This is a genomic window from Calothrix anomala FACHB-343, from assembly GCF_014696435.1.
Lineage (GTDB): Bacteria > Cyanobacteriota > Cyanobacteriia > Cyanobacteriales > Nostocaceae > Aulosira > Aulosira anomala_A.
Window position 1 is genome coordinate 11,314 of the sequence record NZ_JACJQG010000101.1, and the last position, 17,111, is coordinate 28,424.

A 17,111-nucleotide genomic window follows, 5' to 3' on the forward strand; every position below is an offset into this window, starting at 1 on the left:
TACGGGAACAGCGAGGGGTGTTACCCCAGTTTCGCCAGCAGCATCACAACAATTAATCTTCATGCCAAAAACAAATTTCATCAAAACTGCATAGCCTGAGCCATCACGGAGATATATGTTACTGACAGGATTACCTCAGTAACACCGATGAAAATACACAAAATCGCACTGATTACCCTCATTACCCTACTCATCACCATTGGGCAAGCGCCCATCAACCACAGCTCCATTGTGGGAATAACCCAGGTGTTAGCGCAAACCTCCCAAGTGCGGAAAGCCGAGGCAGATAGATTGTATAAACAAGGTATTCAGCAGTTTCAAACTAGTCAATTTGAAGCTGCTATACAATCTTGGCAACAAGCACTGATAATTTACCAAGAAATTAAAGATCGTAAAAGCGAAGGTAATACGTTGACTAACATCGGTGCTGTTTACGGTGCTATGGGAGACTACCCCAAATTTATCGAGTACCAGCAGCAGAGTTTAGCGATCGCCCGTGAAATGAAAGATAGACTAGGCGAAGGATACTCTCTAGGTAATATCGGTCTTGCCTACTTTCGGTTGGGAGACTACAACAAAGCCATTGATTACCTCCAACAGACATTAGCGATCGCCCGTGAACTGAAAGACCGTAAGGGTGAGGGAAACTCACTAAATAATCTTGGTAATGCTTACGGTGCTTTAGGAGACTACCCAAAAGCTATTGAGTACTACCAACAGAGTTTAGCGATCAAAAGAGAAATCAATGACCAATTAGGGGAAGCAAATTCCCTGGGTAATCTCGGTAATGCTTACAATGCTTTGGGAGACTACTCTAAAGCAATTGAGTATCAGCAGGAGAGATTAACTATCTCCCGTGCAATTAAAGATAAATTAGGCGAAGCAAAAGCACTGGGTAATCTAGGTAATGTTTACAATGCTTTGGGAGATTACCTAAAAGCAATTGAGTATCACTCCTCAAGTTTAGCGATCGCAAGGGAAATCAAAGACCGATCGGGCGAAGGTGCGACGTTGGGTGAACTAGGTCTTGCTTACAATGCTTTGGGAGATTACAAAAAAGCTATTGAATATCACTCCTCCAGTTTAGCTATTGCCCGTGAACTCAAAGACCGTGAAAGTGAAGTTGCTGCACTAGGTAATCTCGGTAATGTTTATGATGCTTTAGAAGACTATCCAAAAGCAATTGAATACCACTCCTCCAGTTTAGCTATTGCCCGTGAACTCAAAGACCGTAATAGTGAAAGTCGTTCCTTGGGTAATCTGGGTAATGTTTACGATGCTTTAGGCAATTACAAAAAAGCGATTGAGTATCATCAGCAAAGTTTAGCGATCGCTAGGGAGACTAAATACAGATTAGGTGAAGGAAAATCCCTAGTTAATCTCGGTAATTCTTTCTACAAATCTGATAATCTTTCAGCAGCCGAGAGGAGCCTATATGAGGGAATTAAGGTTTTAGAATCTCTGCGAGATAAAAAGTTAGATGATACTGACAAAATCTCACTTTTTGATGCCCAAAGTAGCATCTACAGAGATTTACAACAAGTTCTCATTGCCCAAAATAAAACTGATGCAGCTTTAGAAATTGCTGAACGTGGTCGCGCTAGGGCGTTTGTTGAGTTGTTAGCAACTCGTGTATCTACTAATAATAAACAGGCGGATAAATCACCCGAACCACCGACAATTGCTGAGATTAAACAAATTTCTAAACAGCAAAATGTCACTTTTGTGCAATATTCTATGATTTATGAGGAATTCAAAGTAGCAGGTAAACAACAATTCAAAGAATCAGACCTTTATATCTGGCTTGTCAAACCTACAGGTGAAGTCACATTCCGCAAAGTTGATATTAAACACTTATGGCAAAAAGATAATACAACTTTAGATGAATTAGTCTTTAAGACTCGCGACTCTTTGGGCGTAGTTGATGACGACAGGAGTATTTTTGAATCACAATTCAATAACCCTAATAATGAAAAAGCCCAACGAGAAAATTTACAAAAACTCCATCAAATATTAATTAAACCCATCGCTGACTTATTACCAAATGACCCCAATCAACGTGTAACTTTTGTCCCGCAAAGTAGTTTATTTCTTGTTCCTTTCCCCGCACTTATGGATGAACAAGGTAAATCTCTCATTGAAAAACATACTATTTTGACAGCGCCAGCAATTCAAGTGTTAGATTTTACCCATCAATTAAATCAAGGTAAAACAACAAATTATAATAACGCTCTAATTGTTGGTAATCCAAATATGCCTGTAGTTTCTACAGAACCGGGTCAACCTGCAACAAAGTTAAAGCCATTACCAGGCGCAGAAAAAGAAGCAAAGACAATTGCTGATATGTTAAAAACTAAAGCAATTCTCGGTAAAGATGCAACTAAAGCCAATATTCTGCAACGCCTATCAACAGCAGATGTAATTCATTTAGCTACTCATGGTTGGGCTGATGATAATCGGGGTTTAGGTAGCTGGATTGCGCTAGCACCATCAGGAAAGGATGATGGTTTACTCACGGCTGAGGAAATATTAGATTTAAAATTAAAAGCTCAATTAGTCGTTCTCAGTGCTTGTGAAACTGGCAAAGGTAAACTTTCTGGTGATGGGGTAATTGGGTTATCCCGTTCCTTAATTTCTGCGGGTGTTCCCAGCGTGTTGGTTTCTCTATGGCAAGTACCGGATGAACCGACACAATATTTAATGGTGGAGTTTTATCAGAGTTTGCAAACTCAACCAGATAAAGCCCTGGCGTTGCGTCAAGCGATGTTGAAGACGAAAGAAAAATTCCCTTCCCCTGTGAATTGGGCGGCGTTTACCTTGATTGGCGAACGGTAGTATGTGGGTTGTAATGATGTTCTTATTCACATTGTAGCGAAGTTTAGGGGCAAGGCAGTGCCTCATTGGTGTCAATTTAACGTGAAACTCGCTTACCGCAAGGAGCTGAAGTTCCTTGCTCATAGCCAAAGTCATCTCAAGATGATTAAATATCCTCAAAATCTTGAGTCTACTTTAGTAGACTTGGGCTATTAGCCTGAGAATTCATTCTCAGGCGGGTGACAAAACTAAGACAGAGGCGATTTTTAGCTTAAGTTGACACCTATGGGCAGTACCTGTGCCCCTACGATTACCTAATTAATAAATTCAGTTAAAGATAATTATCGGTTGTATTTCTTTTCTCAACTCAACTCACACTGCCTCAACTTCTGACCAATGACCATTTATTGTACAGACAAGGGTTCATCGCGTCTCACACCCACTTCTTAATTGCAACATAATAGCTCCCGACAGCCCACCCCAAAGCGGAGTATTCACATCAGCTTGTCTTAAAGCTTCTGTTGTCCAATTATTACAATTGCGTAATATTGAATAACTACCAAAGGCATCATAAAAGCCAGCATTAGTAGTATGACCATTACCAATGCGGATAACTTTACCGCGATCGCCTACCTTAAAAGTAGCTTGAATAAATTTTATTAGTTGCAAATAGTTATTTTTATTAACTTTAATACATTTAACCTCTAGATTATCTGGTATTAATTGATAACCTTTAACATATAGTACTGAAGGAGTAGGTAAAAATAAAGCTTTAAAGGTAGTAGACAATTGCAAATCTGCCATAGAAGGCGTTGATATATAAAAAGCGCGATCGCCCCAACCAAAGCTGAGATAATTGTAATCATTGAAATTATCTATACCAATTCCCTCTACAGATATATACTCGTGCCAATCAAAAGCATAATTCTTTATGGGCAAAATTATATTAGAATGAATACCTGTGTTAGAAATACAAACATCTAAATTACAATTATCTTGCGGTTGATAACTCCATTTCCTGGGGATGATTACACCCAAAGTTAATAAAGATAGACTAAATAAACACCCTCTAAAAAAGTAACGCCGACAATATAAAAACCTTTGTCTCAATAAATTACAAGTAAATTTCATCACAATCATGACATCAGGGTATAACAACATAAATAACACAAATTACTATTACCTCCTTAATAAATGACCAATGATAAATGACAATTGTACAGACAAGGGTTCATCGCGTCTCTAAAAACTGACGATATTAAAGGTAATATCCATGATTCCCCGCGCACTGCTATTGGTAAATCGTCATGCTCGCCAAGGACAAAAGCGCCTTGCAGAAGCGATTCAATGTTTAGAAAAATCTGGCTTTCATTTAATAGAAGAATCTACAGAAAAACCCCATCAAATAAGTGATATTATCCTCCACTATCGCAATCAAGTGGACTTAGTTATTGTTGGCGGTGGTGATGGGACACTTAATGCAGCAGCCGATGCATTAGTAAAAACACAATTACCTTTAGGTATTTTACCTTTAGGTACAGCCAACGACTTAGCCAGAACCTTAGGCATACCTAATTCTTTAACCGCAGCCTGCAAAATTATTGCCAACGGTCAGCGGCAACGGATTGATTTAGGATGGGTAAATGGTAAGCATTTTTTCAACGTTGCTAGCATGGGATTGAGTGTAAAAATCACTCAACGACTTACCAAAGAAGTCAAGCGTCGCTGGGGAGTATTAGCTTACCTCGCTACAGCATTACAAGTAGTTTGGGAATCTCGACCATTTAGCGCGGAAATTCGCATGAATGGTGAATCAATTCGCGTGCGAACTGTACAAATCGCTGTAGGTAATGGTCGTTATTATGGTGGGGGAATGACAGTAGCTCATGATGCTACCATTGACGATCAAAGACTAGATCTCTACAGCATAGAAATAAATTATTGGTGGCAAATTATACCTTTACTTCCAGCAATGCGCCAAGGAAAACATATCCAAGCGAAACAAGTAAGAGATTTGCAAGGACAAGACATAGTAATTCATACGCGAAAACCACGCCCCATCAATACCGATGGTGAAATCACTACTTATACCCCTGCGCATTTTTACGTTATTCCCAAAGCTATATCCGTGTTCGTCCCGACAGGAGGAGAACAGTTTTAATTAATGACTGGTAAATTAGTAATACAGAAGATATTAAACATAGATAAAATTTGATTTCTTACGGAATTCCGAGTAGAACAAATGTATATCTTTATCAGTGATTTACTTAATTAACCCTGGGTATTGTGGAAAATCGCCTCGAATCAAGCCAAATGCACCTGAGATTTTCTCAAGAAATTAAGTCACTGCTGCAAAATTTAGCCGAACAGCCGTTAACCTTAGGAGAAATTCTGGCTAAAACTTCTGAACGTGGTTTTAGCTTAGTCATAGCTTTATTAGTTTTACCATTTTTATTTCCCATGCCACCGGGATTAACCGGGCCCTTTGGTGCTGCTTGTTTGATATTATCAATGCAGATGGTTTTAGGCAGGCGATCGCCTTGGCTACCTAAAAAAATAGCTAACTATCAATTTCCGCGTCGCTTCGCGCATATATTATTGAGTAACTTACGCCGAGTTACCAGAATATTTGAAAAAATCGCGCGTCCCCGATTAGGAAAAATTGCTAATAGTCGTTGGGCTTGGCGATTCAATGGATTTTGTATTTCTCTATTAACAATACTCCTTATTTCACCAATTCCCTTTACCAATCCTCTACCTACCGTTGGTATTTTATTATTAGCAGTAGCCACCATCGAATCTGATGGTTTATTGATGTGTATTAGCTATATATTTACTGTTTTAATTACTGGAATCTTTGCCTTTATTGGTTATGCAATATTATTAGCGCCAAGCTTGTTACCATCCATTCTCAGATAAACTTATATTTACATATAATTGGATTTGGCTAAAAAACAGAGTATTCTGTACAAAATCAAGTAAAATAGCAATTTTCACTAAATGAAATCAGGAAGCACGATCTCCTGCTATACCTTAAAAGATATATCGAGAGGTCGTGCCAACCTACAAGAAATACTTGGTAAGCTTTACACGCCGATCAAAATATTGCCATTTTCTACACGGGTGGGGAAAACAGCGATCGCTTTTTCCTGAGAGACTAAACCCATAAGCTTATTAATCCCAGGTGGAAAAGTAATCCACTCAGTAGGATTACCAGTATTTAAGTCAAAAGCACTACGGTGAAAAGGACAGACAATTGCACCTTCTTCGGTAATTTTGCCCTTCTTTAAGGGTAATTTCATGTGCGGACAAGAATTTTCTAATGCGTAAATTTTGTTGTTATGGTGAACTAGTAAAATTGAACGGTTTTCAACTTTGACTACTTTGCGTTCATTGGGTGGTAGTTCGTTTTCAGCAATAACCTGAATCCAGTTCATAAATTCCTCTCTTGACATCATCTAAAGGATGGCTGACTAATTCGTAATTGAAAATAAGGAACAGCCAAGGTAAAAATTACTGAAATTCCCGGAAATACCCTGAAATTACCAGATAATTGACTTTTTGGTATTCCTTAATTGATTAGACAAACATTATTTATTATCTCAGAGCTAGGGACTTCAGTCTGAGACTATCAAGCAAGTAGGAGACAGTCAGGAAAATACTGGTGATGGGTTGTCAATAGTCAATAGTCAATAGTCATACCAATTTAAAAAAAGAATGTGACAGATGGTAGGGGCATGGCACTGCCATGCCCTCTAGAATATATTCATGTACCGCAAACACTCCGCGACTGAAAATGTATTTAATGCGCGAATTTGGAATTTTGAATTGATTCATTGAGGGATGTTGCAATCACTTGACTTGTACCAAGAACTGTGAGTTTCTGCGGTAGATGCATTGGCGGTGAGTACAACTTCACCTTGGGGATTAATTACCCATCCTGTCGCTTCTACAATGTTGGCGCTGGGAGATTGGGGGGAATCTAGGTTAGCTGTGGGTTGAGAGGATGGTTGACGAATGCTATCAACAGCAATCCAATCAGCCATGACTGCTTCACTACTCAAGGTTTCTGTGGGGCTGGAAGGTATACCCCCGCGTCCGGCGATGGTAAAACTACTTTTATTATTAGCGACAATTACTTTACAAGTTTCGTCTACTTTTAAGTTTATCGGTTGAGTAGGTAAGTTGACTAATCCACTATTGGGGTCAACATCTGGGGTATTAATATCAACTACGCCGTTTAAGGTGGGGTTTGTCTGGGAAATGGCGGTAATATCGTTGGTTTGTAGCAGCTGGGGATTAAGTTTAGTCGGATCGTTAGTGTTGAGCAATGTTACTAAATCTATTCGGCTGCGCTGTTCAATGCCAAAAATATCATAGGCGTTGATTTGCACTCTCCCACCAGAACCGGCGAAAGCATTAGCGGTGATATCACTATTTTCTTTGGGGACGGTAACAATAAAGCCATTGGGGGTATCAATGGTAATATTACCACCGTTACCACCACCACCAGCTGTGCCTGCGGTGGTGGAGATTTGACTGCGATCGCGTAACAATAGTAAATTTTGAATTTCTAATCTGATATCGCCACCATTACCAGAGATAGTTTCCGCAACTACTTTACTTTGTCTCTCCAAACGCATTTCTGTGGCATTAACTGCCAATGTACCAGCATTTCCTGTTTTTAGCGCTTCTACAGTCAATCTTGCGCCATCTCTGAGAATTACTTTTGGTGTATTTACGAATAAGGAACCCGCTTCACCAGTACCGCGACTGCGAGCAAATAAACCGCTAGGATCTTTATCGCGGGGTGAGACTCCGCTTAAATCAATAAATTCAGCAGCATTTACTGTCAGGTTACTTCCTTTACCTTGACTATCTTTCCCTGTTCCGGCGGTGACGACTCCACCATTTTTGGCAATAAACTGTCTGGTATTAATTGTTATGGAACCTGCATTTCCTAAACCGAGAGTTTGGGAAAACAAACCACTGGGAAAATCATCAAAAGAAGCACCATCAAGAAAAATGGAGTCTGAGGCGGTGACTGTTAACATGCCGCTATTACTTTTACCTTGCCAAGCAGTAGTGGTAATATTTCCCCCACCATCAATAATTAATTTTTTGGTTTCTACAGTCAAAGCTCCTGCTGAACCATCGCCAAAGCTTCTGGTAACTAAACCACTGGGCGCACCCGCAAAACGTTTACCAGGGGGGATAGTTCCCCTGACTTGAATCGAGTCTGAGACTTTAACTGTTAAACTGCCTCCAGAACCTGTGATATTCTCACCTACACTAGCCGTGATTTGGGAACCATCTTCCAGAGTTAACTGCTGTGCTTGCACAACTATACCTCTGCCATTTTCACTGCTTAAGTTTTCTGCTTGGGCTATTGAACCCTGGGTAAGCTGAATTTGTCTACCTTGGAGTTGAATAAAACCACCATCAAGTCCATCAGTTAAGATGACAGCAAGATTTTGCAATGATATATCGGCTAGGGTGACGTTAGCAGGAAAGCTTAAAGGCTGATTTTGACTATCAAGATTGATTTGGATTGTTCCTGGTGCTGAGATTCCCGCGATCGCAATTTGTCCACCAATAACTTTGAGCGTTCTCCGATTGGGATCTAATTGACCGTTACCAAATAGGTTAACATTCCCGCCGACTAAAGCTAAAGTTTTACCTGTAGGTACTTGTAGGGAGCCGTAATGATTGATTTCTCCGCCTAGTTTCTCAAATTGCAACCCCACAGGCGTACTAATTGTTAATAGCGGTGCTGTTTGGGGATTAGTGGCGCTAAAAACTGTATTATCAGCAAATTTAATGCTGCTGGCTGTACTCGCAACAAAGGAACCCCCTATATTCAGTTGGGCATTAGCACCAAAAAATATGCCGTTAGGGTTAATAAAAAATAAATTGGCATTAGAATTCAATATACCCAGCTTGCCAAAAATCTCCGAGCGGTTATTCCCAGTCACCCGCACGAGAATATTTTGAATATTACCGTTAGGACTCAAGAAAACGGCTGTACGTCCTTCACTGACGTTAAATTCTCGGAAACTGTGGAATAAATTGCGATCGCGTATTGCCCCACCTGCGATCGCATCTGTAGCATTTTGGTAATTGGCGATCGCTAGAGAACTTTCATTACCAAGGTTATTATCGGGAATAATCACACTCTGGGCAAATACGCAGTTGCTCATCAACAAGCTCATACTGCTTCCCCCAAGAGTTGCTAAACCCAGTTTCCAAGCCAAATTTTTCCAACTTTTACCCATCTCCAGAATTTGCCTCTGCTGAAAAATTCCCAAAAAAAAACGCTATAAATAGCGTCTGGTAAGGCATTAGCAATCTAGTATACCTGGTAGATGGGCCTTGATTTTATGAAGCTTCTTCTGTCTCCGCAGGTGCAGTAGTTTCTTCTGTCTCCGCAGGCGCAGTAGTTTCTTCTGTCTCCTTGGGTTCAGTTTTTGGATCGAGATCCGGTAATAAAGGTTTGGGATTAGGGGGAGTATAGGTACTCTTGACTACTGTTGTTGGGCGTTCTAATGTTTGAACCATAAGTTAATTTTCCTGTGGAAAAAGATTAAAATATGAGGTTTGAGACTTTGTTGAGGGAATATTCAACGTCTGTATCTATACATCGCCCTGTTATCTAGGTTTTATGCAAATAGCTAATTTTTTTACAAAACTTTATATTTTGTCGCCAGTAATATCTGCACGGCTGAGTCAATCATCAACACCCTCTATTCCTATAACAGTCTTGTGTCCTATCGGTGATTCTCTGTATTTATAGGTAGGTAAATGAATCAAATTAATTATGCAATTTGATGATTTATTGGTTGACATTTTCCCAACGTATCAGCATGATATCTTTACAGTCAGCCAGAATTAGGGTATGTCTTGATTGTTATAAAATTTGCCAGTAAGAAAGTGGCTAAGGAAAGAAATAAAACTTTGGCTCATTGCTGACCCTGAAGCAGCTCGCAAGAGGCGTAAAGGCATGGAAATTACTGTATATGATTTGAATACAAATCCAGAATCATTAATTCTACCCAGTTTTCCACAGGATGACGCTAGCTCAACAACGGATTAAACTGTGGATACTGTCTAGTGGTTGTTGTCATCTGCAACAATTAAATTCCAGTTCTAAAATATAACCATTATATATATAAAGCTCATTATGTCATCGCATCAACCTAGTTTTGATGAGACTGCCGATTTAATTATTGGTGTACGTAATCCAGAAAATGGCTATTTACAAGAAAATACCGTTACTGTAGGTGCGTTGGCAAAAAGACAAGGCACTATTTCTTCATTTCTTGCTCCCCTAACTCAGGAAACTTTTAAACAAGTTGTTAAAGAAGTCGAGCAGAAATTACAGATTGTGCATCAAACCTTATCGAGATTAGATTCTCATGGGTTTGATACCATTTTGGAAGAAATGCTGCATTCAATTACTTTCAAAACCGGAGAATTATTAGGCGCAGACAGAACGACAATCTTTTTATTAGATGAAGACAAGCAACAGCTATGGTCAATTTTAGCAGCTAGTGAAGGCGATCGCTCTTTAGAAATTCGCATTCCCGCAGATAAAGGAATTGCTGGCGAAGTAGCAACCTTTAAAAAAGTCATCAATATTCCCTATGATTTCTATCAAGATCCTCGCTCAGTATTTGCCAGAGAACAAGAAAAAATCACTGGGTATCGGACATATACAATGCTGGCTTTGCCATTGTTAAACGAACAAGGGCAATTAGTTGCTGTAGTCCAATTATTGAATAAATTAAAACCAGTACATAATCTCAATTCTCCCATTGCCGAGCGAATCGATACTCAAGGCTTTACCAAAGCAGACGAAGCATTATTTCAAGAATTTGCACCATCAATTAGATTAATCTTAGAATCATCCCGTTCCTTTTATATAGCTACTCAAAAACAAAGAGCCGCCGCCGCTTTAATGAAAGCCATTAAATCGCTTTCGCAAAGCAATTTAGACTTAGAAGATACCCTGAAAAGGGTAATGGATGAAGCTAAAGAACTGATGAATGCCGATCGCAGTACATTATGGTTAATCGACCGCGATCGCCAAGAATTATGGACGAAAATTACTCAAGATAATGGCATAAAAAAGGAATTACGAGTTCCCATAGGTAAAGGTTTTGCTGGGATAGTCGCCGCTTCAGGTACAAAACTGAATATTCCCTTTGATTTATACAATCATCCAGATTCAGAAACAGCTAAAAAAATTGACCAAGAAACGAATTTTCGTACCTGTAGTTTACTTTGTATGCCTGTATTTAATGCCGATCAAGAATTGATTGGTGTTACCCAATTAGTGAATAAACGTAAATCAGGCGATTTTCCCCCCTACGATCATTCTCTTTGGCCGAAAGCTCCAGAATGCTTCCAAGCAAGTTTCGATCGCGATGATGAAGAATTTATGGAAGCTTTTAATATTCAAGCAGGTGTAGCGCTACAAAATGCCCAATTATTTGCCAAAGTCAAACAACAAGAACAAATGCAGCGAGATATTTTGCGCAGTTTATCTAATGGAGTAATTTCTACAGATAAATCTGGGTTAATTATTGCAGCAAATGAAAGTGCTAAACGCCTATTAGAATTACCAGAATCAGACCGCTTAGAAGGTAAATTAATTAAAGATTTAATTAACATTAAAGAAGGTAATTTTAGTAAATGGTGTGAAAATGCCTTAAATGCAGCCGACTTCAAAAATCGCCAGCAATATTACCCCGATCGCACTTTGATCGCTGCAAATACAGAACAGCACAGCATCAATTTATCAATTAATACCATTGCCGATGCTAGCGATCGCCAAAAAATTCAAGGCGCACTAGTCGTCATGGAAGATATCAGCGATGAAAAGCGCCTCAAAAGTACTATGTATCGCTACATGACGCAAGAATTAGCCGAAGAATTGCTCAAATTAGATGATGCCAAATTAGGAGGCGATCGCAAAGAAGTTTCGATTCTCTTTTCTGACATTCGCGGCTACACAACTTTAACAGAAAACCTGGAAGCTGAAGAAGTTGTGAGTATGCTCAATGAATATTTTGAATCAATGGTAGAAGCAGTATTTAAACATAAAGGCACTCTAGATAAATATATTGGTGATGCCATTATGGCTGTATTTGGTTCGCCTTTACCATTAGAAGAACATGCTTGGATGGCGGTACAAACAGCCTTAGAAATGCGCCATCGCTTGCAAGAATTTAATCATCGTCGCTACCTCACCAATAAGCCAAGAATTAACATTGGTATTGGCATTAATTCTGATACCGTAATTAGCGGTAATATTGGCTCTAGTAAAAGAATGGAATTTACTGCCATTGGCGATGGTGTAAATCTAGGCTCCAGACTTGAAAGCGTCAGCAAACAGTACGGTTGTGACATTATTATTAGCGATAATACTTATAGACCATGCAAAAATAAGATTTGGGCTAGAGAGTTAGATTATATTCGCGTTAAAGGCAGAAACGAGCCAGTGGCTATTTACGAACTCATCAGTTTACGTTCCGATTCTATTAGTAGCCAAAAACTAGAAGTAATTGAACGCTATCAAAAAGGACGAGAGTATTACTTAAATCGGCAATTTCAGCAAGCACTCAGCGAATTTAGTCAAGTCTTGGCTATTGATAGTAATGATAAAGCGGCTATCTTATACCTACGCCGTTGTCAGCACTGGATACAATCACCTCCATCAGACGCAGATTGGGATGAAGGTGTATGGACATTTAAGGAAAAGTAATATTTATTGGGCATTGGGCATTGGGCATTGGGCATTGGGCATTGATAATTTATTTTTGAATTTTGAATTTTGAATTTTGAATTGATATCACCACCCAAAAGGTGAAAAAATAGAGTGACCGTGATTATAAAAATGTAGTCGGCCAAAACCTAAAAATTGCCCGTGGGATTTTTCACCGGCGGGAAAAGCTGTGACACCAAATAAATAAACACCGGAAACTGAAGGATTCTGTTGAGGTTGGAGCGCAATTGTAATTGTTTTTCCGGGAGCTACTGGCGGATCAAATGTCAGTGTTACTGTCTGAGTTTTACGTTCGCTATTCGCCTCTTTTAATCCTAGCTTTTGACCTTCATGGGAACTCGTCCCTTCAAAGGCAAAACTCTTTTGCAGATCAAAACGAATATCATCTACTCCTTCACGCTGGTTAATTGTGACTTTTTGTAAGGGTTCGCCAGCGTTTTCTGGCAAGCTGAGAGTAAAGTAATAGGTTGCACCCCAAACATAAACTTCATTAAAGGTGGTAGAGGCACCAACCAGGCGCGGTGGTGAGGCAAAATATACTGTGCCATCTTGCAACTGAATGGCTGAACTCGATTTATCAGTATATCCTGCAAATCCAAATATAGTTGCGATCGCTATTCCCCATATCACTGCAACACGCATGGCTTTATCTAGAACGCCCAACTATTACAGCCTAACGTACCGTGAAAATAGAGGCTAGAGGCTAGGGGGCAGGGAGCAGGGAGCAGGGGGAAGGAAAGGCTTAACTAATGCCCCATGCCCAATGCCCAATGCCCAATGCCCAACCTAATAGGTTTTATAGTAATGCTTATAGCCTTTGTATTTAGTTTTATCCGCATTGGCAACAACTCCTAAGAGATTAATTGGTGAGAGTTTGAGACTTTCTTGTGCTTGGATAATGCCTGTTTTGTCTGTTTTGTCTATTCTGACAACTAACACTACCCCATCTGTGTAGGGTGCTAGCATTCTGGCATCCACTAATCCGACAATGGGAGGAACGTCATAAATCACTAAGTCAAAGGTTCTTTGGAAATATCCCATGAGTTGCTTCATCTTTTCTGATGAAAGTAACCTTGCTGGATCTGGTGGTACTGGCCCTGAAGTTACCACAGATAAGTTATTCATATCGGGCATTTGGCGAATGACTTGCCCTGCGGGTATATTCGTAGAAATTAAACTACTCAATCCCCATAAATTATTTAGATCGCATAAACGATGAATTTGAGGGCGTCGTAAATCTGCGTCTACAAGTAATACACGTTTGCCCATTGCAGCTGCTATTTGGGCTAATTGAAATGACACAGTAGATTTACCATCTCCTGGTAAGGCTGAACTGATAACTAAAGATTTAATCGCTTGATCGGAACTTAGTAACTGTATATTTGAGTACAATACCTGAATGCATTCCCAAAATCTACCTTGTCCATAATAGCGATCGCTACCTGAAACCCGTTGTAAATTTTTAGTCTTGCGGGAAACTTTTTGCCAAAATTTAAATGTTGATTTTTCGGTAATATCTCTACGTTCTATATTTTGATATAGATTATTTTGAATTTTCTTTTCAAAAGGTAAAACTCCTAAAATAGGTAGTTTGAGATGTTCTTTTAAATTATCAACTGAATGGAAAGTATTATCTACTTTTTCTATCAGTAAGCTGATGCCAATACCTACAAGTAAACTTGCTACAAATCCTAGAGTTAAACTGCGTGGTACATTAGGAGATATCGGTTTTTCTGGTTCAAAAGCTTCTTGAATTAATTCCCAAGGTAGTTCTGTTTGTGCCACCTGAATCTGCAAGGTTTCGCGAGTAATTAAGAACCGATTTAAGCTTTCTGTGGCAATTTGCAGATCCCGTTGCAGTTCAGTATATCTTCTTGATAAAACTGGTAACAGTTTAACTTCTCGATTCAGTGTGTTTTCTGCTTTACTAAGTTCTTGACTCTTTTCTTCTAGAATTTGAATTTGCGTGGCTATTTCGGCAAATTTGACGCTAATAATTCGTTGTGCTTCTTGTTGGAGTAAAGGTAATAAATTCTCTTTCTTTTTGCGCAAAGTTTGTAGTGGTGGGCTATCTTCTTGAAAGCGCACTAATTCACCAGCGATTTGTGTTTCTAATTGAGTTAACTGCCCATATATTTCTTGATATAAAGGTGCATTGTTGAGAGCGGCTAGTTCTCCTTCTTGTCCTTTAAGACTGGCAAATGCAGCACGATATTCTGCTAATTTTTGAGCAATCTCTAGTCTTTGACTGCTTAATGTACTAACTCGCTCGGCAACTTGTTCAGCCTGCGTATCAGGACTAATAAATTCATATTTTTGTCGAAATAGTTGTAGTTCTTTTTGCAGGTTATCTACTCTATTTTTAATCGTCGGTAACTGTTTATCAACAAACTCTACTCCTTGCCTGAGCTTAGTTTGGCGTTTCTCCAGACTATAGTTTAAGTAAGCTTTAGCAATAATATCTAGTACTACTTTAATCTGACTACTATCACTACTGCGGTAGCGGACATCTATAATTTTAGCAGTACCTAAACGACGAATAGTTAAATTATTGATGAGATCGCCATAGCTAATATCGGGATAAACAGCGTTAATTTGTTTGACAATATCTGCCATTAACTCTGGACTTTTGAGAACTTGAATTTGACTTTCGTAATCTAGGTTTCCTGATTTATCAGAATTAGTAGGATCTAAAGTCAGTTGTGCCAAAGATTTTTCTTCATTGACAGATTCTACTAAAAGTTGAAAATTGCTTTCATAGAGTGGTTTTTGTTGCAGTGTTGAGTAAGAGACAGCACTCATCACTACAGTACTTACTCCCACAATAATTAAAAATCGTCGCTGTAAAAGTCCTAATAGTTGTCGTAAGTCCCAATCATTAATATCCTTTTCAAGCCCTATAGGAAATTGCGTTGGAAATACTGGATGTACAGTATTGCCATTGCGTTCGTAACTGGAAATTCTCGTAAAATTATTCTCCATTATGAATTCGGATTGTTTAATTAGGTAGGTAAGGTTTTTATGATGTCTTTCAGCCAAGTCAGCTACAATAGCACAATCTTTTAATTAAGTGTTGCGATTCAAAATGTCAATAGTGAAAGTTAGATAAAATTAAAATTTTGACTCTGACAGGTATTTATGCCTTTTTCCCATAAAATTTATTCAAGATGGAGATTTTACATACCTGTGTGAGATGTTTAAGGCAAATGGGTAACATCAGTAGTATTTCTACTGTGATTGATACTAAGCTAAATTAGCTGTTGTTGAAAATAAGCTTTATCCTCATCAATTAGATTGAAAAGATGATTGGGCATTGTACGTAGCTTAACACTTTACACTGTAGTCATATAAACAGGAATATGCTTATGCAAGTATATTCTGGCTGTTCTTCAGTAAGCCTGAGTATTTTTGATGTTACAAAGTATAAAATATATTTACGTATTAACTAATTAAACTCACTTATTGGTTGATTGGCAAACCCTTCTCAGCTAATGGGCGTCTAATTTGTATAACTACTAATAAGGGCTGTTAACTGTTGACTGCTAACTGTTGACTGTCAACTGTCAACAGCCCTCAAGATGAATTGTGCAATTTAAAAGCAGAACAGCTTATTAGTCCTAGCATCTAGGTGAACTTAGTAGTATTGACAGGGTTTATTTGTGTCTGTTATAACACAAGGCTGAAAGCGGTAGGTATAAGGACTTGACTTGTTTGTTTTATTCATCGCCAGTAGAGTGGCGTTGAAGAAACAATTCCTATTGGTTTGCTAGCTAGCCTACTGCATTTTTGCTAATTATGATATTACTTTAATATTAAGTTTTACATATAGATATAGCAGTGTTATTTGATTTGTAAAGAAATCTGAACTTCAAAGTGCAAGTCTAGATACTGTCTGGTTCAGCATCTTTTAATTTTGCCCAATATCGTCCTATCTGGGAATCAACCAAAATTCCGGAATTAATTCTATATTTTGGTTTAAATATGTATAATGTGTACTTTTTAGTACTATATAAGCCGCAAAAGTTACTCTCACTAATTCATCATTGTAATTGACTCATCAGGAATAAATTTAAATTAGCTATTCAAGAGCCTAAGTAACTAATTTATAAGTTGGCACAATTTCAGCTTTGGCTTTGATGAAGATAAGTAACATCAGGTTTAGCCTCAAAAATCATCATTGTATTGAGTCTATAGCTTCTAAATTCTCTTAAATCCAAATGACCAAAGATTTATTAGATAAAACTCTCAAATGCTGACACCTGCTACTTGTCATTCAGATTGTCTTCTGTCATATTTTGGGTTGCAGCTATGACATAACTAAGGAAAGGAAAAACTACAGAATAGTTTCTTGCTCTTTGAAAAGGTATTGACGCAGCAAATATGTGTGGTATGATATGTTGCTTAGAGGATGTTTGAAAAGTCGGACAGATTGTAAAAAAGCTCTCTCGGTATACGCTGTGAATAGATAGTAGACAGCACCGAGAGAGCAACATGAGTAAAGCATATCCCA

At 38.7% G+C, this 17,111-nt stretch carries 10 protein-coding genes; 4 read left to right on the top strand and 6 right to left on the bottom strand.

What is annotated here, in order from left to right:
* Window positions 1-147 precede the first annotated feature (147 nt).
* Complete coding sequence (locus tag H6G08_RS34380; protein WP_190551395.1) at window positions 148-2,835, top strand: CHAT domain-containing protein; 2,688 nt, start codon at window positions 148-150, stop codon at window positions 2,833-2,835.
* A gap of 402 nt (window positions 2,836-3,237) precedes the next feature.
* On the opposite strand, the gene H6G08_RS34385 is transcribed toward H6G08_RS34380, so the two are convergent.
* Window positions 3,238-3,975, bottom strand: coding sequence for a TIGR02117 family protein (locus tag H6G08_RS34385; RefSeq protein WP_242046398.1), 738 nt, complete (start codon window positions 3,973-3,975; stop codon window positions 3,238-3,240).
* Window positions 3,976-4,087: 112 nt separating this feature from the next.
* Between H6G08_RS34385 and H6G08_RS34390 the strand changes: the two genes are divergently transcribed.
* Window positions 4,088-4,975: a lipid kinase gene (locus H6G08_RS34390; protein ID WP_190551396.1), complete on the top strand. Its 888-nt coding sequence runs from the start codon at window positions 4,088-4,090 to the stop codon at window positions 4,973-4,975.
* A 152-nt stretch (window positions 4,976-5,127) separates the two neighbouring features.
* Window positions 5,128-5,733 (top strand): exopolysaccharide biosynthesis protein, encoded by a 606-nt coding sequence (locus tag H6G08_RS34395; RefSeq protein ID WP_190551419.1) that lies wholly within the window; start codon window positions 5,128-5,130, stop codon window positions 5,731-5,733.
* Window positions 5,734-5,900: 167 nt separating this feature from the next.
* Here H6G08_RS34395 and H6G08_RS34400 read toward each other — a convergent pair whose 3' ends face one another.
* The 3 genes from H6G08_RS34400 to H6G08_RS34410 all read right to left on the bottom strand — a co-directional run bounded on the left by H6G08_RS34400 (window position 5,901) and on the right by H6G08_RS34410 (window position 9,372).
* Window positions 5,901-6,251: a Rieske (2Fe-2S) protein gene (locus H6G08_RS34400; RefSeq protein ID WP_096642154.1), complete on the bottom strand. Its 351-nt coding sequence runs from the start codon at window positions 6,249-6,251 to the stop codon at window positions 5,901-5,903.
* Window positions 6,252-6,647: 396 nt separating this feature from the next.
* Window positions 6,648-9,089, bottom strand: coding sequence for a two-partner secretion domain-containing protein (locus tag H6G08_RS34405; protein ID WP_199322852.1), 2,442 nt, complete (start codon window positions 9,087-9,089; stop codon window positions 6,648-6,650).
* A 103-nt stretch (window positions 9,090-9,192) separates the two neighbouring features.
* Window positions 9,193-9,372 (bottom strand): hypothetical protein, encoded by a 180-nt coding sequence (locus tag H6G08_RS34410; RefSeq protein WP_190551398.1) that lies wholly within the window; start codon window positions 9,370-9,372, stop codon window positions 9,193-9,195.
* A 622-nt stretch (window positions 9,373-9,994) separates the two neighbouring features.
* Here H6G08_RS34410 and H6G08_RS34415 point away from each other — a divergent pair.
* A complete protein-coding gene (locus H6G08_RS34415; protein ID WP_190551407.1) occupies window positions 9,995-12,580 on the top strand; it encodes an adenylate/guanylate cyclase domain-containing protein in 2,586 nt (861 codons plus the stop codon).
* Window positions 12,581-12,667: 87 nt separating this feature from the next.
* On the opposite strand, the gene H6G08_RS34420 is transcribed toward H6G08_RS34415, so the two are convergent.
* Together H6G08_RS34420 and H6G08_RS34425 are read right to left on the bottom strand one after the other, a co-directional pair.
* Window positions 12,668-13,243 (bottom strand): DUF2808 domain-containing protein, encoded by a 576-nt coding sequence (locus H6G08_RS34420; RefSeq protein ID WP_190551409.1) that lies wholly within the window; start codon window positions 13,241-13,243, stop codon window positions 12,668-12,670.
* Window positions 13,244-13,387: 144 nt separating this feature from the next.
* Entirely contained in the window at window positions 13,388-15,583 is a 2,196-nt protein-coding gene (locus H6G08_RS34425) for a GumC family protein (protein ID WP_190551411.1), read from the bottom strand.
* Window positions 15,584-17,111: the final 1,528 nt, after the last annotated feature.